Origin of the sequence: Microbacterium awajiense (assembly GCF_039536545.1) — a bacterium.
In the GTDB taxonomy this organism is placed as follows: Bacteria; Actinomycetota; Actinomycetes; order Actinomycetales; family Microbacteriaceae; genus Microbacterium; species Microbacterium awajiense.
The window spans coordinates 159,542-186,293 of record NZ_BAAAYU010000005.1; the positions used below are offsets into that span (position 1 = coordinate 159,542).

The following is a 26,752-nucleotide window of genomic DNA, read 5'->3' on the forward strand; positions in this document are numbered from 1 at the left end:
CCATGACGATCACCGAGATGGCGGGAGCGCAGACGCTCCCCCACGACGCACTCGGCCTCTGGTGCCGCCAGGCGCTGCCTGTGATGACCGCGATCGCCGCCGGTGACCGCGCCACCCGCGCGGTCGTGGTCGGCGCAGCGGGCTCGGGCAAGTCGAGCATGCTGCGCGAGCTGCATCGGATGCTCGACGACGGGCCTGCGACGGACTGCGTGTTCGGAGACGAGATCGACATCGACCGCGTTCCCCCGGAGCACGTCCTGCTCGTGGACGACCTCCACCTGCTCGACCCGGGCCGCGTGGAGCAGATCGAGCGGCGGGCGACCGACCCGCGATCGTCGCTCGTGGTCGCGAGCAGACCGTGGGTGCGGATGCCGCGGCTCACTCGGATCTCGCGGACGCTGGAGCGCGATCGCCCGGCCATCGTGCTCGGCCACCTCTCGCGCTCGGATGTGCTCTCCTACCTCGACGACGTCGACCAGGTGATCTCCGACCGGTGCGTCGACGACCTCCTTGCCGCCACCGGCGGCGTGACCTGGCTCGTCGCCGAGACGCTGCTGCTGCACGACGAGCGCGATTGCGCCGGTGAACGCGGCCATGACGCCCTGCTGCGCGCCGTCGAAGACCGCGTCGCGCATCGACTCGACACGGTTCCGGACGATGTGCGCCGACGCATCGAGGCGCTCGCCGCCGACGACGACGCTCCGTGCGCCGCGTCCGACGACCCGGTGATCGCCCGCGGGTACGCCGAGGGGCTGCTCACGCGGCAGGGGGCACTCGTCCCGGTGGTGCGGTCCGCCGCACGCGTACCTACACGCATCGCCCGTGCGCTCGTGCACAGGGGGGACGACCTCGTCGCGCAGCATCCGGATCGAGCGATCGACCTGTACGCCCAGGCGGGTCGGCACGGCATGGAACCCGCGCTGCTCGGCGGCCGTCGCGCACGCGCCGCCTGGGCGACCGGCGACCTCGCGGCAGTGGGGGCGATCGTCGACGAGCAGCACGCGCACGACGACCCCGCAGAAGTCGACCGGCTCTCGGATGCCGCGGCCGCGCTGTGGTCGACTCGCGGCATGCTCGCGACGGGCGCGACCGTGTACCGTTGCGCCGAGCCGCGCTCCTGCGCCACGCAGGCGCGGGCGACCATCGCCGCGATCGGCTCCGGCGGCCCCGTGCCGACCGGCGAGGGCCCGCGGCCGTCGACGGCCACACTCGACGTCGCGCTGGACCTCGCGGCCGGCGGGCTGCGGTCCACTGTCGCCGCGTCACCTGCGCAGGCCCCCCTCGCCGACCTCGTGCGGGCATCGCAGCTGTACACGGCCGCCTCGAGCTCCGAACCCGTCCCCGAACTGCCCGCGGTGATCGCCGTCGCCGCCGCGATGAGCATCGGAGACCTGCCCACCGCGCACACCGTCGTCGACGACGCGGTGGCCGGTGCGCAGGGCGGAGCGTGGGCGATGCCGCGGCTGCTGCTGTGGAGCGCGTTCCTCGCCGTGCACCGATCGCGGCCGGCCGAGGCGCGCGACGCGCTCGAGCGGGCGACCGACCTGGCACCGACGCTGTGCGTGCGTGACCGCCTCCTCGCCCAGGCCGTGCGGGTGGCCATCGCCCAGAGGTTCGAGGACTCGGCCGTGCTGACCGCGCTGTGGGATGACGCTCGCGGCGTGCTGAACCTCGTCGAGCCCGACCTGTTCCTGCTGCTCCCGCTCGGCGAGCTGTTCAGCGCCGCGGCACGCATGCGCGACACCGAGCGGACGCGCATCCTCCACGCGCAGGCCATCGATCTCGTCGAACGACTGGGCTCGCCTCCGATGTGGGCGTCTCCGCTGCACTGGTCCGGCATCCAGCAGGGCATCCTGCTGAACCGGCCGGACGAGTTGCGTCCGCATGCCCGCGCTCTCGTGGCCGCGTCGTCCCGCAGCCCGATCGCCGGAGTGATGGCACAGGCGGGCCGGGTGTGGACGGCCGCGCTCGCCGGATCGGTGGACGCCGACGCGATCGACCGCGCCGCCCACGGACTGGCCTCGGCGGGCCTCGCGTGGGACGGTGCGCGCCTGGCAGGACACGGCGCCAGTCGCACATCGGATCGGCGCGCCTCGGCGCGGCTGCTCGCGTGCGCGCGCGATCTGCACCCGATCGAGGGACTGCGCCGTCACGCACGCAACAGCGACGACGCCGACGAGCGGCCCGCCGCCGGCGACGGATCGGCAGCCGTCTCACTGAGCGAACGCGAGACCGACGTCGCCCGGCTCGTGCTGCAGGGCAAGACGTACGCCGAGATCGGCGGGCTGATCTTCATCTCGCCGCGCACGGTCGAGCATCACGTCGCCCACATCAAACGTCGCCTCGGGGCGACGTCGCGGTCCGACCTTCTCGCCAAGCTGCGGGTCGTCGTCGACGAGGCCCACACCGTCGGCCGGCCCGACGCGGACGCATCGACGGGTGAGCCCCTATGAGCTCTCCGAGCAGTATCGGGGCCATCCCCGATTCCGCGTCCACCGCAACTCAATACCCTGAAATCCAGGATCGATCGATTCTGGGTGCATCATGCCCGAAGACCACGAGGAGTCAACGATGATCTCACCGGTATCCACGATCGCCGACGCGCTGATCGCGTTCATTCTGAGCCTCCTGCGTGACCCCGCGACGGCTGAGGAGTTCGCGGCCGCACCGACGCAGACCATGGCCGACAACGGCTTGGAGGGCGCGTGTCTGGCCGACGTCCAGGCCGTCAAGCCCGTCATCATCGATCACCACAGCGTCACTCCCAAGCCACCGACGCCCCCGCCGCCGAACCCGCCCGAGCCGCCGAACGAGGTCGTGCGCGAGATCAACCGCATCATCAACCAGTTCACCTCGGTGGACGCCCGCACCACGATCGTCGACCAGTCGGTCAACCAGAACATCTGGACCGAAGGCGGCGATGTCACGCAGATCTTCGATCAGGAAGCCGTCGTCGCCTCCGGCGACAACGCGGTCGCCGCGGGCGATGACGCCACCATCGTGGACTCGGACGTCGACGTCACCGTCGGCGACGTGTCGATCGGCAACACCTCGAACGACGAGAGCTTCAACTCGACCGTATCGGCCGGCGACGCATCGACGACCACGACCGAGGCCGCGAGCACGAGTGCCGAAGAGCCCGCTGCCGATGCCGATGCCGCGACGGCCGCCGCGGCGGTGACCGACGCGGTCGACACCGCGGTCGACGCCACCGTCGAGGCCGTCGGCTCCACGCCGGCGGCACCGGCCGCGGCCGAGCCGGAACCGCTGTCGACCGACCTGACCGCCGAGGAGACCTACGTCGACACGGAGGAGTCGGCCGCCCCGGTCGAGGAGCCGTACTACGAAGAACCCACCGAAGAGCAGTGACCGAACAGCGCAGCGCATCGCCCCAGCCCGCTGCGGCGACAGGCCTCGCGCGTCGGACCCCGACGCGCGAGGCGCCGCCGCGACCGCCGACGTCGAGTCCCAACGCGCCGCCTGTGCTCGTGAAGCTCACACCGCCGTTCGCGATCCGCCTGAGCCAGGTCTTCTGGATCCTGAGCTTCGCGATCGGCGGGTTCACGCTGGTGTACTACTTCGTCATCCGGCAGGAACTGCTCCCCCTGATCTCCGGAGTCGTCGAAGAGGTCACCGCCGGGCGCAGCGAGGACACGTATACGACCGCCGCCGACATCGTCTTCTGGACCGTCTTCAGCATGATGGTGGTGGTGCTCGGGTCCCAGGTGACGATGCTGGTGTCGTTCATGGCACGCAAGCCGAAGGTGCGGTGGTGGCAGCTCGCGTCCTTCGGGCTGCAGGTCGTCCTGGTGCTGCTGTCAACCGAGTGGGTGGCGCTTGGCGACCGACGCCAGTCGCTTCTTCTTCTTCTTGCCGCCCAGGCGGGGCTCGTCCTCCTGGCGCTGCTGAGCAGCGTCCTCCCCGGCGGCATCGCCTGGTCCGCGCGGCGCATCGACGTCCGCCGCGGACACGAGGGAGTCGTCGGCGGCGACGACCTCTGACCTCGGCGTCGGCGGGGCGGCGGCGGGGGTGTCGGCCGCGGGCGACGGCACGGCCCCGGACGTCGCGATGGCGTCGAGGCTGCGCAGCACGACCTGTCCGACGCCGATCGCGCCGCGCTGCGTCAACGGCGACTCGACGAGGGTCCGCCAGCGCGCGAGTGCCGCGTCCAGGCTCACCCGCACCTCGTCGTCGCGCGCCTGCTCCGTCAGACCGAGCCGTGCGGTCGCCGTGGTCCCGTCGCCGCCGAGGATCCTGCGGGCGTCGGCGGCATCGGCCTCGGCCAGCGAGAAGTCGTCGGCGCGCAGCGTCGCGAGAGTGTCGAGTTCCCGCAGCTCGTGCGCGGTCGTGGTGAGCCTCTCCAAGCCCGCACGGATGTCTTCGACGCCATCGCGCGGATGGTCGCCGAGGAGCTTCTCGAGTGCGAGCAGCACACCCCGCACCTTGAGCGCCACCGACCGCGATCGGAACTGCGTCGTCACGAACTGGCGCAGTTCGACCAGACCGCTCTGCTGCACCATGGCATCCGCCAGTTCCGACGAGTCGCCGACGCCGCCGCGGATCAGGGCCGTCGCCAGTCGCACTCCGAAGATGCCGAAGCGAGCCAGCAGCGCCGCTCGCTCCGCCGTGCTGACGGTCGTCGCGTCCGTCTGAGCCACGAAGCGGTCAGCCGACAGCAGGAGGGCCTCGCGGTCGGCGCGGTCGAGTCGCGCGAGCCGGCGGAAGGTGTCGTATTCGTCCTCCCGGAGGGTGCGGGCGCCTTCGGCGACGAGGCCTGCGACCGGAATGATGCCGAGCACGAGCGCGGCGAGCTCGCCGTCGGTCTCGTAGCGACGGGCGACCTTCGCCGCCGACAGCAGCGCGTCGATCCGGCCCGCGCCGATCTCGTCCGATCGCGAGAGCACCCCCACCGCACAGACGGTGCGTGCGGATCCGACCGCCGTGTCCCTGAACGACTCGAGGAAGCGGACGTCCGAGGCGTGGAGATGCCGCATCAGATAGACGACCGCATCCGCCGACGGGGTGTCCGATTCCGGCGTGAGGAAGCGCGTCGCACGGGCCGACGTGTCGGCCGACAGCGACGCGATGCCGGGTGTGTCGATGAGGATCATCGACTTGAGCACCTCGAGCGGCCAGCCCACCTCGATCCAGTCGATGTCCTCGGCGGGCACGCCGCCGAGGTCCATCAGCAGGCGCCCCTCCTCGCGACGGACCGGCATGCGCCGCGGCTCTCCGGCGTGCGGGTGCAAGGTCACGGTGGGCGTCGCGCAGTAGCGGTACCACGTGATGAGGCGGGTGCACTCCCCGGCATCCGTCGGCGCGATCCGCTCACCCAGCAGAGCATTGAGCAACGTCGACTTGCCTGCCTTGACCATGCCGGCGATCGCGAGCCGAAGCGGCTCCCGCAAGCGGTCGTCGAGCTCGTCGAGGGATTCCAGGACAGCGGGATCGTCGGCGTACACCGCGCTCGCGGTGCGGATCAGCGCCTCGGCGTCCGCCTCGAGCGATCCGATCACCGCTTCAGCGCTTTCTGCCGCTCGGCCGGCCGCGCGGGCAGCGCGGGCAGCGCCGGCATCTCCAGCTGAAGTGCTTCGAGCCGCTTCAGCTGCCCCTGCAGCTCTTTGAGCCGTTCCTCGCGCCGCGCCGTGAAGACCCCGGCCGAGCGCTTGGCCCCGTCGATCGCGTCGGACAGCGACTTGTGCAGCTCTTCGGCCATCGAGCCGAAGTGGTCGCGCGCCGACCGCTGCACGAGGCGGAGTCGGTCACGCAGCTGCTTGCCCACTTGGAAGATGACCTCGTCGATGTAGCGGCGCACCAGCTGCTTGGCCTCGTGCTGGCGGCGTGACAGGCGTGCCGTCATGTCCTCGCGGAAGGCACGACGGCCGACGAGCACCCCGGCCAGGAGCGACAGCGGGTTGATCAGCGAGAGCCCGATGAGGCCCGTGGCCAGTCCGACCATCAGGACGCCGCCGTAGGAGCCTTTGACGCCGATGTAGATCTTCTCTCCCGCTCCCAGATGCCCGGGGTCGAGCCCGGCGATCTGCTCGACGGGGTCGAGCACTCCGTCGGTGTCGCCCACCCGGATGGCCGGCAGCGCCGACTCGCCCTCGCTGAACAGGTCCGACACCTCTTCGGACAGCCAGCGCGACCGTTCGTCGGTCCAGACGAAGGTCTCCGAGACCGCGGCCGCCACCCGCTGGTCGAGCCATTCGGTGATCTGATCCCAGATCGGACCCGGATCGCCTTCGTCGATGGAGCTCTCGGCCTCGCGCTGCACCTTGCGCAGGCGGTCGCGCAGGTCGTGCTCCATGTCGGCGATGAGGTCGGCGATGCCGTCGGTCAGCGTCACCTGCCACCGCGCCGAGCGACTGCGGAACTCGTCGGCCCGTTCCTTCGCGGCCTCGAGGTCCGCGATCATGCGCGGGGTGTCCTCGGGGTGCAGGATCGCGTTGAGCTCGGTGCGCAGCGAGATGGCGAGCTGATCGGCGACAGAGGCCAGGTCGTGGATCGCGCTGCGCTCGTGGATGAGTTCGGCGCGCTCGAGCACCTCGCGGCGCAGATGCGCCACCAGGGCCGGGAAGCCCGACTCCTCATTGAGCTCGCGGTCCCGCAGCTCAGCAGCCAGCAGCCGCAGATCGCTCGACACCGAGAAGATCGGCACGTCGCCGGCCACCTCGAGATGGCGACGGTCGATCTGCTCGATCTGCCGCCACTGCGGGTAGAGGTCGGTCTTCGCGAGGACGGCGGCGACGTTCGGCGAGACCCGCATCGCGTGCTTGAGGAATTGCACCTCGGGCTCGGTGTACTCCTGGGAGGCATCCGATACGAGCAGCACCGCGTGGGCGGATGACAGCGCCGAGAGCGTGGCGACGGCGTTCGACGAGTCCAGCCCGCCGACACCGGGCGAGTCGATCAGACGCAGGCCGCCCCGGAGGATCTCGCGCGGAAGAAGCACTTCGGCCGACACGATCTTGCGCTCGTTGCCGGGGTTGCCGCGCTCGGAGACGTATTGAGGCAGGTCGGGCAGCGGAATCTGACGGCGCTCGGCACTGCCGGCCTGCGCGTGCTCGGCCTCGCCCACGAGGATCCACGCGGACGCCTCTTCCGCGTACGCGACAGAGGTGGGAACGCTCGTGGCGACGTCATCGTCGACGGGGCAGGCGGGCGCATTGACGAGCGCATTGATGAGCTTGCTCTTGCCCTGTTTGAACTCGCCGACGACGATCACGCGGACGTCCGGGTCGATCAGCCGTTCACTGGCCTGATCGAGGCGCGCTGCCAGATCCGAGCGTCCGTTGTCGGCCGCGAGTTCACCGAGGCGGCGGGCGATTCCCGTCAACTCGGTCGTCGCGAGATCGGTCGATGACGATTCCGTCCCGTCCACGTCGATCGTCGTCGACTCCTGCATGCCGCCCTCCCCTGCGCGCGCCGGCCCGCTCGGGTCGTCCCCGACGCGGCTCAAAGACCGAAGTCCAGTCCGGTCGCGCCGCCGTCGGCGGCAGGGGCATCGCCCCACAGGTCGGCCACGTCCCAGTCGGCCCCATCGACGTCCTGGATCTCGGCCGAGAAGAGGTTCGTCGGGTCCGCACCCTCGTCGAGTGACGCGCCCCACGCGTCACTCGTGAACGCCGGGCCGGTCGCGCTCGTCGGCTCCGGCCCGTCGGCCGGCGTGCCGTCAGCGCGCCACTGGGATCCGTCACCGGACATGCTCGGTCACCTTCGCTCGATGGTTCGACTCTAGACCGCACCGCTGCGGCGGTGCGAATGCCCGGCGACCCCGAAGGACCGCCGGGCAACTCGCGTGTCGACTCAGAAGTCGAACTCGTTCGCGTCGCCGAAGGGGCTGCCCACGTTCGAGTTCTCGACGTCCACGTCCACGTCGATCCCGTTGTCGACGCTGTTGTCCTGGAACGAGTCGTTCACCGACCAGTTGTCCGAGAAGTCCAGATCGTCGTTGAACGAGTTCGTGTTCCACGTGTTGCCGATCGAGATGTCGCCCACCTCGATGTCGGTGGCGATGTTGTCGATGTCGACGTCGTCGCCCGCGGCCACCGAGTTGTCACCCGAGGCCGTGACCGAGTTCTGTCCGAAGAACTGGGTGACGTTGCCGCCCATCGCGGACCCGCCGATCGCACCGGTGTCACCGGTCGAACCACCGTTGGCAGCACCGCCCGCGGCTCCTGCGGCACCTGCGCCGCCGTCGCCGTCCGCGCTTCCCGCGCCGCCGGTACCGGCCGCACCGGTGCCCGCCCCGCCGCTTCCGCCGGAGCCGAGACCACCCAGGCCGCCGTCGCCGCCGGTGCCGCTTCCGCCGGTGCCCGCACCGCCGGTGCCCAGCCCGAGGTTGGAGGCTCCCGATCCGCCGTTGCCGCCGTTGCCGCCCATACCGCCGTCGGCGTCGCCGCCGACCGCGATGGCCGCGCCGCCGCTGCCCGACGAGGTCGAGATGTTCTGGTTCACCGACTGGTCGTTCGTGGTGGTGCGCGCATCGATTTCGAGCTCGAAGTCGCTGCCGCCCCATCCGCCGCCGCCGCCGGCGCCGCCGGCGAAGAGGTTGAGGTCGTTGAAGCCGGCGTTGTACTGGCGGATGCCCGCGTTGATCGAGTTGTCGTTCGCCGAGTCGTGGACGGAGTTGTCCTGGAACGAGTCGTTCACCTGGAACGAGTCGTTGATCGAGTCGTCCTGGTTGTAGGAGCCGTTCGTCGAGTGATCGTCGTTGAACGAGTCGTCCAGCTCGACCTCGACCTCGACGTCGGTGTCGACCGAGTTGTCGGAGTTGTCCGAGTTGTCGGAGTTGTCCGAGTTGTCGGAGTTGTCGGAGTTGTCGGAGTTGTCGGTGTTCCCCGAGAACAGGGCGTTGGCGGAGTTGTCCGAGTTGTCGGAGTTGTCGGTGTTCCCCGAGAGGAGGTTGTTGTTCGACAGCAGGTCGGTGTTGGTCTGGAACCCGAGGAGGTTCGCGTTGTTGTCGGCCATGACGGACTTCTTTCTGTGAGAGGGTCAGCGGCTCGTACGACACAGTCTGGAACCGGGCCGCTCCTCCCGGCATCGGGGGTCCCCCCGTGCCCTATAGGGGCTCACTAGGGGATCACCGGGGCGCGACTCGGGCGCCGTCGGGCCCCCGTAGGCTGACCGGATGGAGATGGCCGAGCTCAGCGCGCTGCTCACACCCGGCGGATTGCGCCTGCTCGACTCGCTCGGCGACATCGCCTCGACCGGCGACGTCGCCGCCGCCGTCACGCGGCTGCGGCGCGACGGGCACTCCCCCGACCTGGTCTCGGCCGCGGTGGGCCAGGCCCGGCTGCGCGCGAGAGCCCGCGCGAAGTTCGGCGGGCATGCCGAGCGGATGCTGTTCACCCGGGCCGGCCTCGAGCAGTCGACGCGTCTGTCACTGGCCGCGCACCATGCGGGTCGTTTCCGCGCAGCCGGTCTGCAGCGCGTCGCCGACCTCGGATGCGGCATCGGGGGTGATGCGCTCGCGCTCGCCGCCCTGGGTCTGCGCGTCGATGCGGTCGATTCCGACGAGGTCACCTCGGCGATCGCCGCGTACAACCTCGCCGTCTTCGGCGACGCGGTCACCGTGCGCTGCACCCGCGCCGAGGACGCCGACCTCACCGACGTCGACGCGGTGTGGCTCGACCCCGCGCGTCGCACCGCGGGCCACGGCGCGACGGTCCGCACCCGCCCCGAGGACTGGTCGCCGTCGCTCGACTGGGTGCTCGACCTGCTGACGCGCCGGCCCGGCGGGGTGAAGCTGGGGCCGGGCCTGGATCGTGCTCTCATCCCTGACCACGTCGAGGCGCAGTGGGTGAGCGCCGACGGCTCGACCGTCGAGCTCGTCCTCTGGTCCGGCGCGGTGGCGCGCCCGGGGGTGCGCCGGGCCGCGCTCGTCACTCGGGGCGAGCGGGCCTGGGAGCTCACGGCCGCGGCCGACGCGGAGGACGCGCCGGTGCGGGACCTCGGGGCGTTCGTCCACGAGCCCGAGGGGGCGGTGATCCGCTCCCGCCTGATCGGCGATGTGGCGCGCTCGCTCGAGGCGGGCATGCTCGATCGGCGGATCGCCTATCTGACCGGGGATGCCGCCTCGACGAGCCCGTTCGTCTCGACGTTCCGTGTGCGCGAGACGCTGCCGGTGAGCACCGCGGCACTGTCGAAGGCGCTGCGCGCCCGCGGGATCGGCACGCTCGAGATCAAGAAGCGCGGCGTCGACGTCGACCCGGCGGCGCTTCGGACCAAGCTCACGCTGCGGGGGGACGACGCCGCGACGCTGCTGCTCACCCGGCTCGGCGACCGCCGGGTCGCGATCCTCGCCGACCGGGTCGAGGCGGCCGGCTGACTGGAGGTCAGCCCGTCAGTCCCTCGGGCCGCGTGGCGGCCCACACGAGCCAGCCGGCGCTGTACAGCAGCGACACCCCACCGAGGACGAGGGCCCAGACCGCGACGGCGCGGCTCTCGAGCGGCCGCCGCAGCGCGATCACTGCCGTCACGATGGCGACGAGCCCGATCGGGAAGCCCCATCCCACGAACATCGAGACGAGGAGCCCGACGATAGAGAAGCCGAGCGCCCAGCCGGCCATGCCGCGTGAGGGCGGAGGCGCCGGCTCGGCCCAGCGCACGTCGGGCGCACCCTCGAGGTCGTCGTTGCGCTGGGTGAGCGGCACCGGGGCGGTCGGCAGCCGCGAGAAACCGCCGCGATGCGAGCCCGGCAGCTGCGAAGCGTCGGCGGTGACATCGACGTCGGGGGTCGGGGGGACGACCTCGGGTTCGCGGGGCCGCGGAGTGTCGGCGTCGCTCATGCCGGGCCCTCCGCGACCTGGATGTCGGTGACGGGCAGCGTCGAGTCCGCACCGAACGCGAACGTCGAGGGCGCGCGGCCCGCCATGATGAGCTCGGCCGCGAGCGCCGCGATCATCGCGCCGTTGTCGGTGCACAGCGACAGCGGAGGGATGCGCACCTCGACCCCCGCCTCGGCCGCGCGTGCGATCGCGACATCGCGCAGGCGGCGATTGGCGATCACGCCGCCTCCCAGCAGCAGCCGCGGGACGTCGTGATCGCGGCACGCCGCGATCGCCTTGGTGACGAGCACATCGACGACGGCCTCACGGAAGCTCGCTGCGACGTCGGGGATCGGAATCGGCTCGCCGGCGGCCTCGCGCTGCTCGACCCAGCGAGCCACCGCGGTCTTCAGGCCCGAGAACGAGAAGTCGTACCGGTGCTTCGCCATGTCGGACGCCCGAGACAGACCTCGGGGGAACGCGATCGCCGCGGGGTCGCCGGCCGCCGCGGCCCGGTCAATCTCGGGTCCGCCCGGGTACGGCAGCCCGAGCAGACGGGCGACCTTGTCGAAGGCCTCGCCGGCTGCGTCGTCCATCGTCTCGCCGAGCAGCTCGACGTCGCCGGTGAGATCGCGCACGAGCAGCAGTGCCGTGTGTCCGCCGCTGACCAGCAGCGCCACCGTCGGGTATTCCAGCTTCCCCTGCGGGCGATCGGGCGACAGTGACGCGTGTGCGTCCAGATCCAGGACATCCGCCGCGATGTGCCCGACGAGGTGGTTCACCGCGTAGAGGGGGCGCTCGAGCGAGACCGCCAGGGCCTTGGCCGCACCCACCCCGACCATGAGCGCGCCGGCCAGGCCCGGCCCGCTCGTGACCGCCACGGCGTCGAGGTCGGCGAGGGCGACACCCGACTCGGCGAGCGCCGCGTCGATCGCCGGCTGCAATGCCTCGAGATGTGCGCGGGCGGCGACCTCGGGCACGACGCCGCCGTAGCGGGCGTGCTCCTCCATACTGCTGGCGATCGTGTTCGACAGCAGGGTGCGCCCGCGCACGATGCCGATCCCGGTCTCATCGCAGCTGGTCTCGATGCCGAGCACGAGCGGTTCGGTGCGGTTCACGTGCACACCCCCGCGTCGTCCGGTGACGGCTGCCGCGCCTCGGCCCATGCGCGCAGGTCGAGCCGCATGACGACGCCGTCGACACCGTCCGCCGCGTAGTAGTTCGCACGGCGTGCGATCTCGCGGAAGCCCTCGGAGCGGTAGAGGCCCTGGGCGATCGGGTTGTCGGCCCGCACATCGAGGAAGACCTCGCGCACGCGGCGGTCGGCGGCGAACTCGAGAAGCGCGCGCAGCAGCGCCCGACCGGTTCCCCGTCCGCGGCGGGCGGCGTCGAGTGCGATCGTCTGCACATCTCCATCGGATGCTCCGACCGGCGCGCGCAGCCCTGCGTACCCCACCACGACGCCGGCCTCGTGCGCGACGATGTAGTGGTTGTGCGGCGAGGCGAGCTCGGCGCGCATCATCGCCTCACTCCAGGCATCCGTCGGGAACGAGGCGCGCTCGATCGCCATGATCGCGTCCAGGTCGTCGCCGGTCGCCGGCCGCAGCGTCACGAGGTCACCCGCTTGGGACCGGCCGACACCGTGACGTCGGGCGGGCGCAGGTACAGCGCCTCATCGTCGGCGATCGCGCGGCCCGCGGCGACGGCGCGTGCCGCGGCGAGGGCGATCATCGCCGCGGGGACGCGGTCGGCGTCGGCCCGTTCGACGCCGACCCCTGCGAGCGCGGCGTCCGCCTCGTCGCGCGGCACCAGCGCCGGATCGGCCGACCGGACGGGAAGTCCGTCGTCGTCGACGCCCCGGTACGGCGTCCACGCGACCTCGCGGCGACGCGCATCGGTCACGACGGCGAACGGGGCGGGTTCATCGTCGCCGAGGAGCGCGGCGCGCAGCGACCGCTCGAGCGCGACGGCATCGTGACTCACGACCGGGACGACCGGGATGCCGCGCCCGAGGGCGAACGCACGCGCCGCGGCGATGCCGACGCGCAGACCCGTGAACGGTCCGGGACCCATTCCTGCGGCGACATGCGTGATGTCGCCGGATCCGACGGATGCCTCCGCGAGCGCGCGCTCGATGAGCGTGCCGATCACCTCGGCGTGGCCGCGGGGATCGGGGCTGTCGAGCTGCGAGAGCACCACGCCATCGTGCTCGACGACGGCCACCGAGGTGCCCGCCGAGGTGTCGATGCCGAGGATCACGTCGTCCAGCGTAATCGCGGCGGGCTCGGGCGGTCGCTATGGTCGACGCGAGACGGTCACCAGACGCGGGGCGTCGGCGTCGAGGTCGGCCTCGCGCGCGGTCGTGCCGCACGCGTCGTCGACGCCGTGGCCGTGCCATTCGCGATCCAGCTCGACCTCCCACCACGTGTCCTGCAGCTGATCGGCCAGCCCTCTGCCCCACTCGATGATGACGACCGATCGGTCGAGGTCGAGGTCGAGATCGTCGAGCTCGACCGCCGAGCCCAGCCGGTACGCGTCGACGTGCACGAGCGGCGCGCCGCCGACGAGCGAGGGGTGCGTGCGCGCGATCACGAACGTCGGGCTCTGCACCGGTCCCCGCACACCGAGGCCGGCGGCGATCCCGCGCGTGAGAGTGGTCTTGCCGGCGCCGAGCGGGCCGGTGAGCACGACGACGTCGCCGGCGCGCAGCATGCGCCCCATCTGCTCGCCCAGCGCCTCCATCTGCTCCGGCGACGACACCTCGCGGCGGCCGATGAGCGCGTCGAGGCCGCTCACGATGACACCTCGCGCCGAACCACGCGGGGCCCGATCCGGGTGACGATCTCGTAGTTGATCGTGGCTGCGGCGTCCGCCCACTCGTCGGCAGCGGGACTGCCCAGCGTCGGGTCGCCGAACAGCACGGCCTCGTCGCCGACCGACACCGGGTGATCGCCCATGTCGACGACGAACTGGTCCATCGCGATCCGGCCGGCCACGCGCACCCGGGCTCCGCCGACGCGCACGGGACCGGTCCCGGATGCCTGACGGGGAACGCCGTCGGCGTAGCCGAGGGGGATGAGCGCCAGCGTGGTGTCGTGTCCGGCCCGGTAGTCGTAGCCGTACGACACGCCCTGACCCGCGCCCACTCGGCGCACGGCCGCGACGCGCGCGGTGAGGGTCATCGCCGGCTGCAGGCCGAGGTCGGCCGAGGTGCGATCGGCGAACGGCGACAGTCCGTAGATCCCGACACCGACCCGAACGCAGCCGAGGCGGCTCTCGGGCAGCGCGATCGCGGCGTGCGTCGCGGCGATGTGCCGCAACGCAGGCGCGAGCCCCGCCGCGGATGCCGCAGCGACCGCGTCCCGGAATCGCCGCAGCGCGGCGCGGTCGTCGTCGGCCGACGCGTTGGAGAGGTGGCTGAACAGGCCGATCACCCGCACCTTGCCGATGCGCTCGAGCCGCGCGGCCTCGGCGAAGATCAGGGGTGCGTCCTCGGGGGCGATGCCGTTGCGGCCGAGCCCGGTCTCGAGCTTGAGGTGCACACCGACGGCACGGTCCGCGGATGCCGCGGCGGCGGCCTGCAGCAGCTGGTCGAAGCTCGACACTCCCAGCTCGATCCCCGCGCGGGCGGATTCGGCGAAGGATGCACCGGGCGCATGCAGCCACGCCACGATCGGAGCGTCGACACCGGCGCGGCGCAGCGCGAGCGCCTCGTCGATGTCCGCGACGCCGAGCCGGGACGCGCCACCGGCGAGGGCTGCGACCGCCGCGCGCACGGCGCCGTGGCCGTAGCCGTCCGCCTTGACGACGGCGATCAGTTCGGAGTCGGTCAGTCGCCGCAGGTGGCGCACGTTCGCCGAGATCGCGCCGGTGTCGATCCTCGCCTCGCGCATCGCGTTCATCCCGCGCCCTCCGCCTCGGCGACCACGTACGCGATCGCGAGTCCGGCATCGTGCGACAGCGACAAATGCAGGCTCGTGATCCCCTTGTCGGCGACGGCTCGCGCCGTCGTGCCGTCGAGGGTGAACCATGGCCGGCCCGACTCCTCGGGTGTGATCTCGATCTCGGTCCAGTGCACGCCGTCCGAGCCTCCGAGCGCCTTGATGAGGGCCTCTTTGGCGGCATAGCGCGCGGCGAGGGAGCGGGGCTTGAGTTCGCGCTCCGTCGGCGAGAACAGACGCTCGGCGAGCCGCGGGGTCCGCTCGAGCGTGCGCTCGAATCGCGCGATGTCGACGAGGTCGACTCCGATCCCGACGATCATCAGGCCAGACTACCGATCGCCCGTCGACGCGCGACGGTCACTCGACCGTGACGGACTTCGCGAGGTTGCGGGGCTGGTCGACGTCGAGGCCCTTCGCCGTGGCTAGACCCATCGCGAAGATGTGCAGCGGCACGACCGCCAGCAGCGGCTCGAACAGCGGTCCGGCCAGCGGGATGCGCAGCACCTCGTCGGCGAACGGCAGCACGGCGACGTCGCCCTCCTCGGCGACGACGATCACGCGAGCCCCCCGCGCGCGGATCTCCTGGATGTTCGAGACGACCTTCGAGTGCAGCGTCGCCGATTCGCGCGGTGACGGCACGATCACGAACACCGGCTGGCCGGGTTCGATCAAGGCGATCGGGCCGTGCTTGAGCTCGCCGGCGGCGAAGCCCTCGGCGTGGATGTACGAGATCTCCTTGAGTTTGAGGGCCCCCTCGAGGGCGATGGGGTAGCCGACGTGGCGGCCCAGGAAGAGCACCGAGCGCGTGTCGGCCATCCAGTGCGCGAACTGCTCGATGCGGCCCTGCTCGCGGTCGAGGATCAGCTGGATCTTCTCGGGGACCGACTCCAGCTCGAGCACGTGCTGCGCGGCCTCGGTCCGGCTCAGCACGCCGCGGATGCGACCGATGTGCAGGGCGAGCAGCAGCAGCGCGGTGATCTGTGCGACGAACGCCTTGGTCGACGCGACGGCGACCTCGGGCCCCGCGTGCGTGTAGACGATCGCGTCAGATTCGCGCGGGATCGTCGCCCCCTGGGTGTTGCAGATCGACAGCGTCTTCGCGCCCGCCTCGCGCGCGTACTTGACCGCCATGAGCGTGTCCATGGTCTCGCCCGACTGGCTGATCGACACGACGAGGGTGTCGGGCCCGATCACGGGGTCGCGGTAGCGGAACTCGTGTGCCAGCTCGACGTCGACAGGCACGCGCGCCCACTGCTCCAGCGCGTACTTGCCGACCATGCCCGCGTATGCCGCCGTGCCGCACGCGATGACGATGATGCGGGTGATGTCGCCGAACAGCTCGTCGAGCCCGTCGAGCTCGGGGATGGCGACCGCGCCGTCGCGGATGCGGCCACGCAGCGTGTTCGCCACCGCCTCGGGCTCTTCGGAGACTTCTTTGGCCATGAAGCTGGACCATCCGCCCTTGTCGGCTGCCGAGGCATCCCACATCACCTCGAACGGCTCGACCTCGACGTCGTTGCCGTCGAAGTCGGTGACGGTGACGGCGTCGGGGGTGATGGCGACGATCTCGTCCTGCCCGATGGCCAGCGCGCGGCGCGTGTGCTCGACGAACGCCGCGACGTCGGACGCGAGGAAATTCTCGCCGTCGCCGATGCCGATCACCAGCGGGGAGTTGCGGCGGGCGCCGACGACGAGCCCGGGCTGGTCCTCGTGCATCGCGAGCAGCGTGAACGCACCGTCGAGCCGCCGGGCGACCGCACGGAACGCCGCAACCAGGTCGCCGCCCTGAGCTCGGTACTCGCGACCGAGCAGCACCGCGGCGACCTCGGTGTCGGTCTCGCTCGCGAAGACGCTGCCGTCCGCCTCGAGCTCGGCCTTGATCTCGGCGAAGTTCTCGATGATCCCGTTGTGGATGACCGCGAGACGGTCGTCATCGGCCAGATGCGGGTGGGCGTTCACGTCGGTCGGTCCGCCGTGGGTCGCCCACCGGGTGTGACCGATGCCGGTCGTGCCGTCGGCGAGCGGATGCGCCGTCAGGTCGTCGCGCAGCACGCCCAGCTTGCCGGCGCGCTTGCGCATGCCGAGATCGCCGGCGGCGTCGATGACGGCGATCCCCGCCGAGTCGTACCCGCGGTATTCGAGCCGCGAGAGACCCGACAGCAGAATGGCCTGGCTCTGCCGGGGGCCGACGTATCCAACGATGCCGCACATGCCGTCAATCGTAGGCGGGCGGGTATGCAAGGAGCCTGAACGAATACGTCGGCCGCCGGCCGCCTACTGGTCGGACGAGCCGTCGGACGTGAGGAAGCTCGGCGCGCCCGTCGAGATCCGGTGCCGCTGCGGTGCCGCCATCGCGCGGGCTGCGCGCTGGGTGCCGCCGGGCAGGCAGGCCAGGTAGCTCAGGTCGCCGACGCCGATGTGCTGATTGTCGGAGTCGCCGGTGATGCCCGCGATGTAGCGAAGGGTCACCACCTGCACCGGCCCCGGCCAGGTGAGCCGCACGTCGCCCAGTCCGCTCGAGATCGGGGTGTCACCCGGGAGGATCGGACGGAATCGGTTGCCGGCGGTGCCGTTGCCCTGCACGTTGCCGCCGTTGACCGACGTATAGCCGGTGGTGAGGATCTCCACCGTGTCCTGCCACTGCCCGCCGACCGAGTCGATGTCGTGCAGGACGAACGAGAGTCCCTCGACCGGCTCGGACAGCGTGATGGTCAGCTGCACCCAGCTGCCCTGGCTGAGGTTCTCGGTCATCTCCAGTTCGATGTAATTCCACGAGGGGTTCGTGCTGGTGGCGGCGACCTCGCCCGTCGCCCCGGTGCCCCCGGTCGGGGTGCTGTCGCTGTAGGCCAGCGCGGCGACCACGCCGGAAGGCTGGAAGACGATCTGACTGGGTTCGGTTCCCGGCCGGAGCGTGTCCAGCGCCGTGGTCGGCGTGCATTCGGATGCTGCGTAGACCGGCACGGGCGCAGCGAGCGCGATGACGGGCACCGCCCACGCGGCCCCCTTCACGAGCGTCCGGCGACTGACCGAGCCGGTGGCGCGGTCCTCTCCGTTCGGTTCGACGGCAGGCAGGATCGACTGACTCATGGCTTCCCCCAAAGAAGCGTGTGATGGTCGCCGCCTCGGGTTGGCAACGACTCCCCAGAGAGATGAGAACTCTCTCATCTTTTTTATCACGACTCGAGGGTCGCTCTGCGACGGCGATCCGCGGGACGGTCAGAGCTTGCGGAGGAGGACCCTCTCGACAGTGTGGTCGACGTCCTTCTCGAGCACGAGCGTGGCGCGGTGCTTGGTCGGCAGCACGTTCTCTTCGAGGTTCGGGAGGTTGATCGTGCGCCAGTACCCGAGTGCGGTCTGGACCGCCTCATCGTCGCTGAGGTGAGCGAAGTTGTTGAAGAACGACGCCGGATTGGCGAACGCGCCCCGCTTGAGCGCGAGAAATCGGTCGATGAACCACTGCTCGATGTGATCGGGCTGCGCGTCGACGTAGATCGAGAAGTCGAAGAGGTCGCTGACCGCCACGTCGTGCGGTGCCGGCGGCGGGGCGAGCACGTTCAGCCCCTCGACGATGACGACGTCGGGTCTGCGAACGGTGACATGCGCGTCCGCGACGATGTCGTACCGCATGTGCGAGTAGAAGGGAGCGCGTGCCTCCGGGGCGCCGCTTTTGACGTCGGTGAGGAACTGCACGAGGCCGCGGCGGTCGTAGGACTCGGGGAAGCCCTTCCGGTCCATGATCCCGCGTCGCTCGAGTTCCGCGTTCGGATACAGGAAGCCGTCGGTCGTGACGAGCTCGACACGCGGCGTCCCCGGCCAGCGGCTCATCAGCTCGCGGAGCAACCTCGCGATGGTCGACTTCCCGACGGCCACCGATCCTGCGACCGCGACGACGAACGGCGTCGTGGTGTCGGGTTCCTGGAGGAAGCCGCTCGTCTCGGCGCCGAGCCGTTTCGTCGTCTCTGCGTACAGCGACAGCAGGCGGCTCAACGGCAGGTAGACCTCGGACACCTCCGCGAGGTCGAGCCTGTCGCCGAGCCCGCGGATCTGCACCACCTCGGTCTCGGACAGCGGCTGCGCCATGCCGGCCGCCAGGCGCGCCCACTCATCCCGGTCGATCTCGCGATACAGCGAGTGCGCGGCGGCGGAGGTCGTCACTTCGGCGGACATCGGGGCCATCGTATCGGGCGGGCGCGGTCCGCACGCCGCCGGACGTCATGGATGACGGCTACGATCGGCGTGCGAGCGGCAGGAGGACCGGATGACGCGCACGCGGCGCCGTGCCCTCGCCTGGCTCGGCGCAGCGCTGACCGCGATCGCGGTCTTCGTGATCGCAGGGCTCCCCCTGTACGTGTTCCCCGCCCCGTCGGACCCGCATCGGGCCGACGTGGTGCAGGTGCTCGGGCCGGCGACCGACGAGCGAGTGGACGCCGCACTGCGCCTCATCGATGACGGCCTGGCGTCCGCGCTGCTGGTGTCGGTGGCGGCACCCGGTGAACCGGCATCCGACCTCGAACTCTGCGACCGGGAATTCGTGACCTGCGCCACACCCGACCCGTACACGACCGACGGCGAGACGCTGCTGCTCGAAGAGTACGCCCTGAGCCACGACGTGCACAGCGCCGTCGTGCTCACGGCGACCGGACACGTCTCGCGCGCCCGATTCGTCTACGCGAAGTGCTACCCCGGCGCGGCGACGGTGGTGGGAGTATCCACGCCTTCGAGCCTGCTCGATTGGGCAGGGGTCTACGTCTACCAGACGGCCGCCTTCGTCAAGGCGCTGGTCACCCCGTGCGCGCACCCGCACGACGCCCGCTAACCTGAGATCCGTGCGCCTCGGAGTCCTCGACATCGGCTCGAACACCGTCAACCTTCTCGTCGCCGACGCGAGACCGGGGGTGCGACCCGCGACGTCGACCGCTCACCGCAGCGTGCTGCGGCTCATGCGCTTCCTCGAACCCGACGGCTCGATCGGCGAGACCGGCGTCGCCCGTCTCGTCGACGAGGCGCGCGATGCGCGTCGGATCGCCGAGGAGCACGGCGTCGAGCAGCTGCTCACGATCGCGACGTCGTCGTTGCGCGAAGCGACCAACGGCGCCGACGCGATCGCCCGTGTCGAAGAGGTGACCGGCGTCCCGCTTCAGGTGCTCGACGGCCCGGGCGAGGCCCGATACACGTTCCTGGCGATCCGCCGCTGGTTCGGCTGGTCGGCGGGGCGGCTGCTCATGCTCGACATCGGGGGCGGCTCGCTCGAGATCGCGTCGGGGGCCGACGAGCTTCCCGACATCGCGCTGTCGCTCCCGCTGGGCGCAGGCCGCGTGACCGTGGGGTTCCTTCCCGACGACCCGCCGACGCCCGAGCAGGTCTCGGCACTGCGCGACCACGTGAAGGACGAACTGACGACCGTCGTCGAGGCCATGGCCGATCAGCCCGCACCCAACCGGGTCGTCGGTTCGTCGAAGACGATCCGCTCACTGGCTCGCCTCGCCGGCGCGGCGCTGCCCGGCGCCGGCGGAGAGGACCGCGTGATCCTGACCAGGTCGGGCCTGAAGGGCTGGATTCCGCGCATGGCGGCGATGCCTGCCGAGGCGCGTCAGCAGCTGCCCGGCATCACGCCCGAGCGTACGTTCCAGATCGTCGGCGGAGCCGTCGTGCTGCACGCGGCGATGAAGATGCTGGACATCGATGAGCTCGAGGTGAGTCCGTGGGCCCTTCGCGAAGGCGTGCTGCTGCGCTACCTCGAGACGGTGGACTGACCGCCTCGGCTCGGCCGCCGCGTCGCGCGCCCCGCTGTTCAGCTCAGCTCAGCTGAGCGCGAGCCTGTCACGGACGACGTCGGCGAGATGCGATGCGGACTGCTGGGCGACATCGGCATCCGCCGCCTCGACCATGACGCGTACCAGCGGCTCGGTGCCCGACGCGCGCAGCAGCACGCGTCCCGAGTCGCCCAGCGCCGCCTGCACCTCGGCCACGGCCGAGGCGATGACCGGGTCGGCGACGCGCGTGCGGTCCACGTCGCGCACGTTCTCGAGCACCTGCGGGTAGACCGTCATGACCGATGCCAACTCGGCGAGGGTCGTCGTGCGTCGTGCCATCTCGGCGACGAGGTGCAGCCCCGTCAGCAGACCGTCGCCCGTGGTGGCGAACTCGCTCATGATGACGTGCCCCGACTGCTCGCCGCCGAGTGAGAAGCCCCCCTCGTTCATCTTCTCGAGGACGTAGCGGTCACCGACGGCGGTGGTCTCGACGCGGATGCCGTGGTCGGCCATCGCCCGATGCAGCCCGAGGTTGCTCATCACGGTCGTCACGAGCGTGTCGCCGACGAGGCGGCCGCGCTCCTTCATCGACACCGCGAGGATCGCCATGATCTGGTCGCCGTCGACCACCCGCCCCTGCGCATCCACCGCCAGGCAGCGGTCGGCGTCGCCGTCGTGGGCGATACCGACGTCGGCGCCGTGGGCGAGGACGGCCTCGGCCAGACGATCCAGGTGGGTGGAGCCCACGCCGTCGTTGATGTTGAGGCCGTCGGGGTCGGCGCCGATGACGGTGACGCGCGCACCGGCGTCGCGGAAGGTCTCGGGCGACACGCCCGAGGCCGCACCGTGCGCGCAGTCCAGCACGACGTGAATGCCGTCGAGGCGGTGGGGCAACGACGCGAGCAGGTGGACGACGTAGCGGTCCTCGGCGTCGGCGAAGCGGCGGATGCGGCCGACGTCGGCGCCCGTGGGCTGCAGCTTCTGGCCGGTCATCGCATGCTCGATGCGCTCCTCGACGACGTCGGGGAGCTTCACCCCGCCGCGCGCGAAGATCTTGATGCCGTTGTCGGGAGCCGGGTTGTGCGACGCCGAGACCATGACCCCGAAGTCGGCGTCGATGTCGGCGATGAGGAACGCGGCCGCCGGCGTGGGGAGCACCCCCGCGTCGTAGACATCGACGCCCGATGAGGCGAGACCCGCCTCGACGGCCGCGGACAGGAACTCCCCCGACACGCGCGGGTCGCGGGCGACGACGGCGGTGATCCGTCGGCCCGCGGCGCGGCGTGCGTCAGCGGTACGACCCTGACCCAGGACGACGGCGGTCGCCTGGGCCAGGGTGAGAGCGAGATCGGCGGTGAGGGGGCCGTTGGCCAGTCCCCGCACCCCGTCCGTGCCGAACAGCGGCATCGGAGTGGGGTCGCCTTAGCGCTTCGAGTACTGGGGCGCCTTGCGGGCCTTCTTGAGACCGGCCTTCTTGCGCTCCTTCACGCGGGCATCGCGCGAGAGGAAGCCGGCCTTCTTCAGAGCCGGGCGGTTGTTCTCGGCGTCGACCTCGTTGAGCGCGCGGGCGATGCCCAGGCGCAGTGCACCGGCCTGACCCGAGGGGCCGCCACCCGAGATGCGGGCGACGACGTCGTACGCGTCGGTGAGGCCGAGCACGGTGAACGGATCGGTGATCAGCTGCTGGTGGAGCTTGTTCGGGAAGTAGTCCTCGAACGAGCGGCCGTTGATGGTGATGGTTCCCGAGCCGGGGGTGATGCGCACACGTGCGATCGCCTCCTTGCGGCGGCCGACGGCCGCACCGGGCACCGAGAGCACGGGGCGCTCGGCCGCGACGGCGGCCTCGTCGGTCGGAGTCTCGGTCGAGAACTCGGTCGGGGAGTCGGTGGTGTCCTGGATCTTCGCCACGAGTGTGTCCTTATCCTGTACGGCGCTTACTGGGCGACCTGGTCGAAGGTGTACGGCTTGGGCTGCTGCGCCGCGTGCGGGTGCTCGGCGCCGGCGTAGACCTTGAGCTTCGAGAGCTGCTGACGGCCCAGCGTGTTCTTGGGGAGCATGCCGCGCACCGCCTTCTCGACCGCGCGGACGGGGTTCTTCGCGAGGAGCTCCTCGTACGAGACCGCCTTGAGGCCACCCGGGTAGCCCGAGTGACGGTAGGCCATCTTCTTCTGGAGCTTCTGCCCGGTGAGGGCGACCTTGTCGGCGTTGACGATGACGACGAAGTCGCCGGTGTCGACGTGGTTCGCGAAGGTCGGCTTGTGCTTGCCGCGGAGAAGGGCGGCCGCGTGCGAGGCGAGACGGCCGAGGACGACGTCGGTCGCGTCGATGACCAGCCACTCGCGCTGGACTTCGCCAGCCTTGGGTGTGTACGTGCGCGTCACAGTAGTGCTGCTTTCTTGAATCGAACGGAGAGGTTCGTGAATCCCGCTCCGGGGCGGTTCCGATGCCGAGGGCGATCGAACTCACCGGTGGAGGGCTCACGTTCGCGGTGCCGGGCGCAGGGGCCGCGCGCACCAAAGGGCTATGCTACGCCATCCGGCCGCGTCGGACAAACCGGCGCCGATGCCGGTTCGCCTGGGCCCACGCAGTGCATCGGGGCTCGCTCACCCCCGTAGAGTTGACCCCAGCGAGAGGGGGCTCACATGCGGATGTCTGTGATCGGCTGCGGGTATCTGGGCGCGGTCCATGCGGCGGCGATGGCGTCGATCGGGCACGACGTCGTCGGCATCGATGTCGACGCCACCAAGATCGCGTCGCTGTCGGTCGGTGACGCGCCGTTCTTCGAACCCGGCCTGCAGGAGATCCTCACCGAGGGCATCCGCAGCGGCCGACTGCGCTTCACCACCGACATGGCCGCCGCGCACGGCGCCGCCGTCCACTTCATCGGCGTGGGCACTCCGCAGCTGAAGGGCGGCGACGCCGCCGACCTGACGTACGTCGATGCCGCCGTCGCGGCGTTGCTGCCTCACCTGTCGCCGGGCGACCTGGTCGCCGGCAAGTCGACGGTACCCGTCGGCACCGCCACCCGCCTCGCGCCATCCGTCGCCGAACGCGGCGCGACCCTGGTGTGGAACCCCGAGTTCCTCCGCGAGGGCTGGGCGGTGCAGGACACGATCGATCCCGACCGGCTCGTGGCGGGCGTGCCCAGCGCCGACGGCGAACCGACCGAGGAGGGCGCCCGCGCTGCGGCGATCCTCCGCGAGGTGTACCACACGGCCGTCGCGAAGGACACGCCGTTCCTGGTGACCGACTATGCGACCGCCGAGCTGGTCAAGGTGGCCGCGAATGCCTTCCTCGCGACCAAGATCTCGTTCATCAACGCCATGGCCGAGATCGCCGAGGTCACCGGCGCCGACGTCACCCAGCTCGCCGACGCGATCGGGCACGACGCGCGCATCGGTCGCCGGTTCCTGGGTGCGGGGATCGGATTCGGCGGCGGATGCCTCCCGAAAGACATCCGCGCGTTCTCGGCGCGCGCCGAAGAGCTGGGCCGTGGTGAGTCGGTCGGCTTCCTCAGGGAGGTCGACGCGATCAACCTGCGCCGACGCAGCCGCGCGGTGGAGCTCGTCGTCGACGCCCTCGGCGGCACCGTGCACGGCAAGAAGATCACGGTGCTCGGAGCCTCGTTCAAGCCCCACAGCGATGACATCCGCGACTCCCCCGCTCTGGACGTCGCCGTGCGCCTGCACGGGCTCGGCGGCGACGTCGTCGTGACCGATCCCGCGGCGCTCGCCAACGCGCGCCGCGCGCATCCGCAGCTGACCTACGTGGACGAGCGCGACGAGGCCCTCGGCGATGCCGATGCGGTCATCGTCGTCACCGAATGGGACCAGTGGCGGCGCGAGCTCGATCCCGCACACGCCGCCACCCTCGTGCGCGGCCGCGTCGTCATCGACGGCCGCAACTGCCTCGACGCGGCAGCATGGCGGGCCGCCGGGTGGCAGTACTTCGGCATGGGTCGCCCCTGAGTCTCGCGCGATCTTGTCCACAGACGAACACGCGCCCCGCCCGCTGTGGCGTCGCGTCACCGGCAGCTTCTGGTTCCAGCTCGCCGCCGCGTTCGTCGCCACCGGCCTCGTGCTCTCGTTCGTCGCCAAGCCCTACTGGGTCCCGTCGGGGTCGATGGAGCAGACGTTGCAACCGGGCGACCGCATCCTCGTCAACCGGCTCGCCTACGTCGGATCCACGCCGACGACCGGCGATGTGATCGTCTTCGACGCGGATGCCGCATGGGGCCTGCCCGCGCCCGACTCCGACGATCCGGTGCGCACGGCACTGCGTTGGCTCGGCGAGGTGACCGGTTTCGGGCCGTCGGGTCCGCACACCCTCGTCAAGCGCGTCATCGCCGGGCCGGGGCAGACGGCGCAGTGCTGCGACGAGCAGGGCCGCGTGACCGTCGACGGCGTCGGCCTCGACGAGCCCTACGTCACGAACGACTTCGCGTTCGAGCCCGGCACGATCGACTGCGAGTCCGAGCCGCGCTCCGGTCGCTGTTTCGGACCGGTCGTCGTGCCCGACCAGTCGTACCTGGTCCTCGGCGACAATCGGACGGGATCCGCCGACTCCGCCCACCGCTGTCGGGCCGCCGAAGTCTCGCCGTCGTGCTGGAGGTGGGCCGGGAACGTGGTCGGCAAGTCGGTCGCGGTCATCTGGCCGATCGGACGCTGGTCGGGGCTGTGACCGTCGGCCCCGCGACCGGAACCGGGTCGGTGATGCGCGCGGTCACGAGGATCGGCAGGTGGTCGCTGCGGCCCTGCGGCAGCGTGCGGACGCGATCGATGTCGAACCCAACCGACGTCGCGAAGTCGTAGTGTCCGCGGAAGAACCGGTACCGCGTGTAGGTGCGCGCATCGCTGAGATTGAGCTCGTACCCCTGCTCGCGCACCTTCTGCCCGAGGTTCTCCTTGAACACCGGGTAGTTGTAATCCCCGACCATCAGCACGGGCAATCCGTCGCCCAGCTGCCCCAGCTCCTGCAGCGCCGTGCGGATCTGATGCCGACGCAGCGAATTGAGCGCGGTGAGCGGCGCGGCGTGGAACGAGCACACGACGAAGTCGCGGTTCTCATCGATGTCGTGCAGCCTCACGGCGAGCATGCGCTCTTCGGCCGGTTTGAGCACCCGGTCGTGCAGCGACTTCTTCAGGCCCATCGAACGGACCTCGACGGCACGGTAGGTGTTCTCGCGGTAGTACACGGCGAGGCCGAGGCGATTGCGACTGGTCGCGTCGGCGAGGTGCAGTCCCCCGATCTGATCGGGGATGCTGCGCGTGTCGGCCTCCTGCAGGCACAGCACGTCGACGGCATACCGATCGACGAGCCCGGTGAGCTCGCCCGCGGCCCGGTGCTTGCGCAGGTTGTAGGAGATGACCTTCATACCCCTGCCAGCCTAAGCGGCCGCGTGTGCCCGCGCACGACGGAACCGGCCGCTACGGTGGACGCGTGCCCGCCCGCGCCGTGACCTCGCCGCAGCGGACCTATCGCTATCTGCGGATCGCCGCAGCGCTCACCGTTCCCACGATCCTCGTCGCCGTCGCCGCGGCGATCCCCGTCGTGGGGGTGCTGCCGAGCATCAGCCACTACTTCTACTCGCCCGCGCGCACCGCGTTCACCGCCGCGCTGATCGCGGCATCCGTCTGCCTGCTGGCCCTGTCCGGTCGGGGCGCGGGTCGTGCGCTGCTCGACGCCGCAGCGCTGTTCCCGCCGCTGGTCGCGGTGATCCCGGTCGCGGTCGCCCCGGATTCGGTGCCCGACGTGCCGGTCGACGTCGACTCCGATTGCGGCGTGTGCGTGCCGGCGGCGTTCATCCCCGGCGTCGACAACGGCATGATCGTCTATCTCGCCGTCGGCGCTCTGGCGGTCGCGATCGGCGCGGTGCTCGCGGCCCGCGGCGAGGTCGCGCGCGACGGAGCCGTCTCGCTCGCGGTGGCCGGTGCGGTCATCGCCACCGCAGGTCTGGTGTGGTGGCTCGCGCACCCCGCGCTGCTGCGCTGGGGGCACGCGGTCGCGGCCGCGCTGTTCTTCGCCCTCATCGCCGTCACAGCCCTCGTCGAGGCGCTGCGCGCACCCGCCGGGATGCCCCGTTGGCTGCGGACGTCGTACCTCGTGCTCGCCATCGCACTCGCGGTCGTGCTGATCTGCACGATCGCCCTGGGCGACGAGCGTTTCGCCGACGGCCGGCCGGTGCTGATCGGCGAGGCGATCGCGCTCGTGCTCTTCGCCGCCTTCTGGGTGCTGCAGTCGGCGCAGCACTGGCGCGATCCCGATCCCGCGCTGCGCGCGCCCTGAC

Annotated in this window: 26 protein-coding genes; 8 read left to right on the forward strand and 18 right to left on the reverse strand. The window is 71.0% G+C overall.

What is annotated here, in order from left to right; genetic code table 11:
- Window positions 1–2 precede the first annotated feature (2 nt).
- Window positions 3–2,453 carry a LuxR C-terminal-related transcriptional regulator gene (locus ABD663_RS07540; RefSeq protein ID WP_344737364.1) on the forward strand — a complete coding sequence of 817 codons (2,451 nt, stop codon included), beginning with the start codon at window positions 3–5 and terminating at the stop codon, window positions 2,451–2,453.
- 118 nt (window positions 2,454–2,571) lie between these two features.
- The gene (locus tag ABD663_RS07545; protein WP_344737365.1) at window positions 2,572–3,369 is read left to right on the forward strand and encodes an IniB N-terminal domain-containing protein; all 798 of its coding nucleotides are present in this window, start codon (window positions 2,572–2,574) and stop codon (window positions 3,367–3,369) included.
- 449 nt (window positions 3,370–3,818) lie between these two features.
- On the opposite strand, the gene ABD663_RS07550 is transcribed toward ABD663_RS07545, so the two are convergent.
- The 4 genes from ABD663_RS07550 to ABD663_RS07565 all read right to left on the reverse strand — a co-directional run bounded on the left by ABD663_RS07550 (window position 3,819) and on the right by ABD663_RS07565 (window position 8,973).
- On the reverse strand, window positions 3,819–5,516 hold the full coding sequence (locus ABD663_RS07550) for a dynamin family protein (protein WP_344737366.1): 1,698 nt from the start codon (window positions 5,514–5,516) through the stop codon (window positions 3,819–3,821).
- The gene (locus ABD663_RS07555) at window positions 5,513–7,408 is read right to left on the reverse strand and encodes a dynamin family protein (protein ID WP_344737367.1); all 1,896 of its coding nucleotides are present in this window, start codon (window positions 7,406–7,408) and stop codon (window positions 5,513–5,515) included. The genes ABD663_RS07550 and ABD663_RS07555 overlap by 4 nt, the downstream gene beginning before the upstream one ends.
- 50 nt (window positions 7,409–7,458) lie before the next feature.
- The gene (locus ABD663_RS07560; protein ID WP_344737368.1) at window positions 7,459–7,707 is read right to left on the reverse strand and encodes a hypothetical protein; all 249 of its coding nucleotides are present in this window, start codon (window positions 7,705–7,707) and stop codon (window positions 7,459–7,461) included.
- A 102-nt stretch (window positions 7,708–7,809) separates the two neighbouring features.
- Window positions 7,810–8,973 (reverse strand): hypothetical protein, encoded by a 1,164-nt coding sequence (locus ABD663_RS07565; protein WP_344737369.1) that lies wholly within the window; start codon window positions 8,971–8,973, stop codon window positions 7,810–7,812.
- A gap of 160 nt (window positions 8,974–9,133) precedes the next feature.
- On the opposite strand from ABD663_RS07565, the gene ABD663_RS07570 reads away from it, so the two are divergent.
- Window positions 9,134–10,333, forward strand: a complete 1,200-nt coding sequence (locus ABD663_RS07570; protein WP_344737370.1) for a class I SAM-dependent methyltransferase — start codon at window positions 9,134–9,136, stop codon at window positions 10,331–10,333.
- 7 nt (window positions 10,334–10,340) lie between these two features.
- Here the strand turns inward: ABD663_RS07570 and ABD663_RS07575 are convergent, their stop codons facing one another.
- From ABD663_RS07575 to coaA, 10 genes are all read right to left on the reverse strand, one after another.
- Window positions 10,341–10,793, reverse strand: a complete 453-nt coding sequence (locus ABD663_RS07575) for a hypothetical protein (RefSeq protein WP_344737371.1) — start codon at window positions 10,791–10,793, stop codon at window positions 10,341–10,343.
- Window positions 10,790–11,938 (reverse strand): tRNA (adenosine(37)-N6)-threonylcarbamoyltransferase complex transferase subunit TsaD, encoded by a 1,149-nt coding sequence (tsaD, locus tag ABD663_RS07580; protein WP_344737372.1) that lies wholly within the window; start codon window positions 11,936–11,938, stop codon window positions 10,790–10,792. The genes ABD663_RS07575 and tsaD overlap by 4 nt, the downstream gene beginning before the upstream one ends.
- Window positions 11,887–12,384, reverse strand: coding sequence for a ribosomal protein S18-alanine N-acetyltransferase (rimI, locus tag ABD663_RS07585; protein WP_344737373.1), 498 nt, complete (start codon window positions 12,382–12,384; stop codon window positions 11,887–11,889). Before rimI ends, tsaD begins: the two co-directional genes overlap by 52 nt.
- Window positions 12,381–13,031 (reverse strand): tRNA (adenosine(37)-N6)-threonylcarbamoyltransferase complex dimerization subunit type 1 TsaB, encoded by a 651-nt coding sequence (gene tsaB / locus ABD663_RS07590; protein ID WP_344737374.1) that lies wholly within the window; start codon window positions 13,029–13,031, stop codon window positions 12,381–12,383. Before tsaB ends, rimI begins: the two co-directional genes overlap by 4 nt.
- Window positions 13,032–13,067: 36 nt before the next feature.
- The gene (gene tsaE, locus ABD663_RS07595; protein WP_344737375.1) at window positions 13,068–13,568 is read right to left on the reverse strand and encodes a tRNA (adenosine(37)-N6)-threonylcarbamoyltransferase complex ATPase subunit type 1 TsaE; all 501 of its coding nucleotides are present in this window, start codon (window positions 13,566–13,568) and stop codon (window positions 13,068–13,070) included.
- Entirely contained in the window at window positions 13,565–14,674 is a 1,110-nt protein-coding gene (gene alr / locus ABD663_RS07600) for an alanine racemase (protein WP_344737376.1), read from the reverse strand. Before alr ends, tsaE begins: the two co-directional genes overlap by 4 nt.
- The gene (locus ABD663_RS07605) at window positions 14,671–15,033 is read right to left on the reverse strand and encodes a holo-ACP synthase (RefSeq protein ID WP_344737377.1); all 363 of its coding nucleotides are present in this window, start codon (window positions 15,031–15,033) and stop codon (window positions 14,671–14,673) included. The genes alr and ABD663_RS07605 overlap by 4 nt, the downstream gene beginning before the upstream one ends.
- 37 nt (window positions 15,034–15,070) lie before the next feature.
- Entirely contained in the window at window positions 15,071–16,924 is a 1,854-nt protein-coding gene (gene glmS / locus ABD663_RS07610) for a glutamine--fructose-6-phosphate transaminase (isomerizing) (RefSeq protein WP_344737378.1), read from the reverse strand.
- 63 nt (window positions 16,925–16,987) lie between these two features.
- Window positions 16,988–17,800 (reverse strand): hypothetical protein, encoded by an 813-nt coding sequence (locus ABD663_RS07615; RefSeq protein ID WP_344737379.1) that lies wholly within the window; start codon window positions 17,798–17,800, stop codon window positions 16,988–16,990.
- 129 nt (window positions 17,801–17,929) lie between these two features.
- Window positions 17,930–18,880, reverse strand: a complete 951-nt coding sequence (gene coaA / locus ABD663_RS07620) for a type I pantothenate kinase (RefSeq protein WP_344737380.1) — start codon at window positions 18,878–18,880, stop codon at window positions 17,930–17,932.
- A gap of 91 nt (window positions 18,881–18,971) precedes the next feature.
- On the opposite strand from coaA, the gene ABD663_RS07625 reads away from it, so the two are divergent.
- Window positions 18,972–19,529 carry a YdcF family protein gene (locus ABD663_RS07625; protein ID WP_344737381.1) on the forward strand — a complete coding sequence of 186 codons (558 nt, stop codon included), beginning with the start codon at window positions 18,972–18,974 and terminating at the stop codon, window positions 19,527–19,529.
- Between the two features lie 10 nt (window positions 19,530–19,539).
- Window positions 19,540–20,466: a Ppx/GppA family phosphatase gene (locus ABD663_RS07630; RefSeq protein ID WP_344737382.1), complete on the forward strand. Its 927-nt coding sequence runs from the start codon at window positions 19,540–19,542 to the stop codon at window positions 20,464–20,466.
- A 48-nt stretch (window positions 20,467–20,514) separates the two neighbouring features.
- Here the strand turns inward: ABD663_RS07630 and glmM are convergent, their stop codons facing one another.
- Genes glmM through rplM form a run of 3 tightly spaced genes read right to left on the reverse strand, consistent with a single transcriptional unit; the run spans window position 20,515 to window position 22,847 of the window.
- Entirely contained in the window at window positions 20,515–21,873 is a 1,359-nt protein-coding gene (gene glmM, locus ABD663_RS07635) for a phosphoglucosamine mutase (RefSeq protein ID WP_344737383.1), read from the reverse strand.
- 15 nt (window positions 21,874–21,888) lie between these two features.
- A complete protein-coding gene (gene rpsI, locus ABD663_RS07640) occupies window positions 21,889–22,374 on the reverse strand; it encodes a 30S ribosomal protein S9 (protein WP_344737384.1) in 486 nt (161 codons plus the stop codon).
- Window positions 22,375–22,400: 26 nt separating this feature from the next.
- Window positions 22,401–22,847 (reverse strand): 50S ribosomal protein L13, encoded by a 447-nt coding sequence (gene rplM / locus ABD663_RS07645; protein WP_344737385.1) that lies wholly within the window; start codon window positions 22,845–22,847, stop codon window positions 22,401–22,403.
- 261 nt (window positions 22,848–23,108) lie between these two features.
- Here rplM and ABD663_RS07650 point away from each other — a divergent pair, with 261 nt between their 5' ends.
- Together ABD663_RS07650 and lepB are read left to right on the forward strand one after the other, a co-directional pair.
- On the forward strand, window positions 23,109–24,434 hold the full coding sequence (locus ABD663_RS07650; RefSeq protein ID WP_344737386.1) for a UDP-glucose dehydrogenase family protein: 1,326 nt from the start codon (window positions 23,109–23,111) through the stop codon (window positions 24,432–24,434).
- A 13-nt stretch (window positions 24,435–24,447) separates the two neighbouring features.
- Window positions 24,448–25,146, forward strand: a complete 699-nt coding sequence (gene lepB / locus ABD663_RS07655) for a signal peptidase I (protein WP_344737387.1) — start codon at window positions 24,448–24,450, stop codon at window positions 25,144–25,146.
- Here the strand turns inward: lepB and ABD663_RS07660 are convergent.
- Entirely contained in the window at window positions 25,112–25,840 is a 729-nt protein-coding gene (locus ABD663_RS07660; protein ID WP_344737388.1) for an endonuclease/exonuclease/phosphatase family protein, read from the reverse strand. The genes lepB and ABD663_RS07660 overlap by 35 nt on opposite strands.
- Before the next feature lie 65 nt (window positions 25,841–25,905).
- Between ABD663_RS07660 and ABD663_RS07665 the strand changes: the two genes are divergently transcribed.
- Window positions 25,906–26,751, forward strand: coding sequence for a hypothetical protein (locus tag ABD663_RS07665; protein ID WP_344737389.1), 846 nt, complete (start codon window positions 25,906–25,908; stop codon window positions 26,749–26,751).
- Window position 26,752 lies beyond the last annotated feature (1 nt).

Bases quoted from the DNA above. Each gene is read 5' to 3' on its own strand.
- ABD663_RS07540 (WP_344737364.1), top strand. From the start codon at position 3: ATGACGATCACCGAGATGGCGGGAGCGCAGACGCTCCCCCACGACGCA.
- ABD663_RS07545 (WP_344737365.1), top strand. From the start codon at position 2,572: ATGATCTCACCGGTATCCACGATCGCCGACGCGCTGATCGCGTTCATT.
- ABD663_RS07555 (WP_344737367.1), bottom strand. From the start codon at position 7,408: ATGCAGGAGTCGACGACGATCGACGTGGACGGGACGGAATCGTCATCG.
- ABD663_RS07560 (WP_344737368.1), bottom strand. From the start codon at position 7,707: ATGTCCGGTGACGGATCCCAGTGGCGCGCTGACGGCACGCCGGCCGAC.
- ABD663_RS07565 (WP_344737369.1), bottom strand. From the start codon at position 8,973: ATGGCCGACAACAACGCGAACCTCCTCGGGTTCCAGACCAACACCGAC.
- ABD663_RS07570 (WP_344737370.1), top strand. From the start codon at position 9,134: ATGGAGATGGCCGAGCTCAGCGCGCTGCTCACACCCGGCGGATTGCGC.
- ABD663_RS07575 (WP_344737371.1), bottom strand. From the start codon at position 10,793: ATGAGCGACGCCGACACTCCGCGGCCCCGCGAACCCGAGGTCGTCCCC.
- tsaD (WP_344737372.1), bottom strand. From the start codon at position 11,938: ATGGGCCGAGGCGCGGCAGCCGTCACCGGACGACGCGGGGGTGTGCAC.
- alr (WP_344737376.1), bottom strand. From the start codon at position 14,674: ATGAACGCGATGCGCGAGGCGAGGATCGACACCGGCGCGATCTCGGCG.
- ABD663_RS07605 (WP_344737377.1), bottom strand. From the start codon at position 15,033: ATGATCGTCGGGATCGGAGTCGACCTCGTCGACATCGCGCGATTCGAG.
- glmS (WP_344737378.1), bottom strand. From the start codon at position 16,924: ATGTGCGGCATCGTTGGATACGTCGGCCCCCGGCAGAGCCAGGCCATT.
- ABD663_RS07615 (WP_344737379.1), bottom strand. From the start codon at position 17,800: ATGAGTCAGTCGATCCTGCCTGCCGTCGAACCGAACGGAGAGGACCGC.
- coaA (WP_344737380.1), bottom strand. From the start codon at position 18,880: ATGTCCGCCGAAGTGACGACCTCCGCCGCCGCGCACTCGCTGTATCGC.
- ABD663_RS07625 (WP_344737381.1), top strand. From the start codon at position 18,972: ATGACGCGCACGCGGCGCCGTGCCCTCGCCTGGCTCGGCGCAGCGCTG.
- glmM (WP_344737383.1), bottom strand. From the start codon at position 21,873: ATGCCGCTGTTCGGCACGGACGGGGTGCGGGGACTGGCCAACGGCCCC.
- ABD663_RS07650 (WP_344737386.1), top strand. From the start codon at position 23,109: ATGCGGATGTCTGTGATCGGCTGCGGGTATCTGGGCGCGGTCCATGCG.
- ABD663_RS07660 (WP_344737388.1), bottom strand. From the start codon at position 25,840: ATGAAGGTCATCTCCTACAACCTGCGCAAGCACCGGGCCGCGGGCGAG.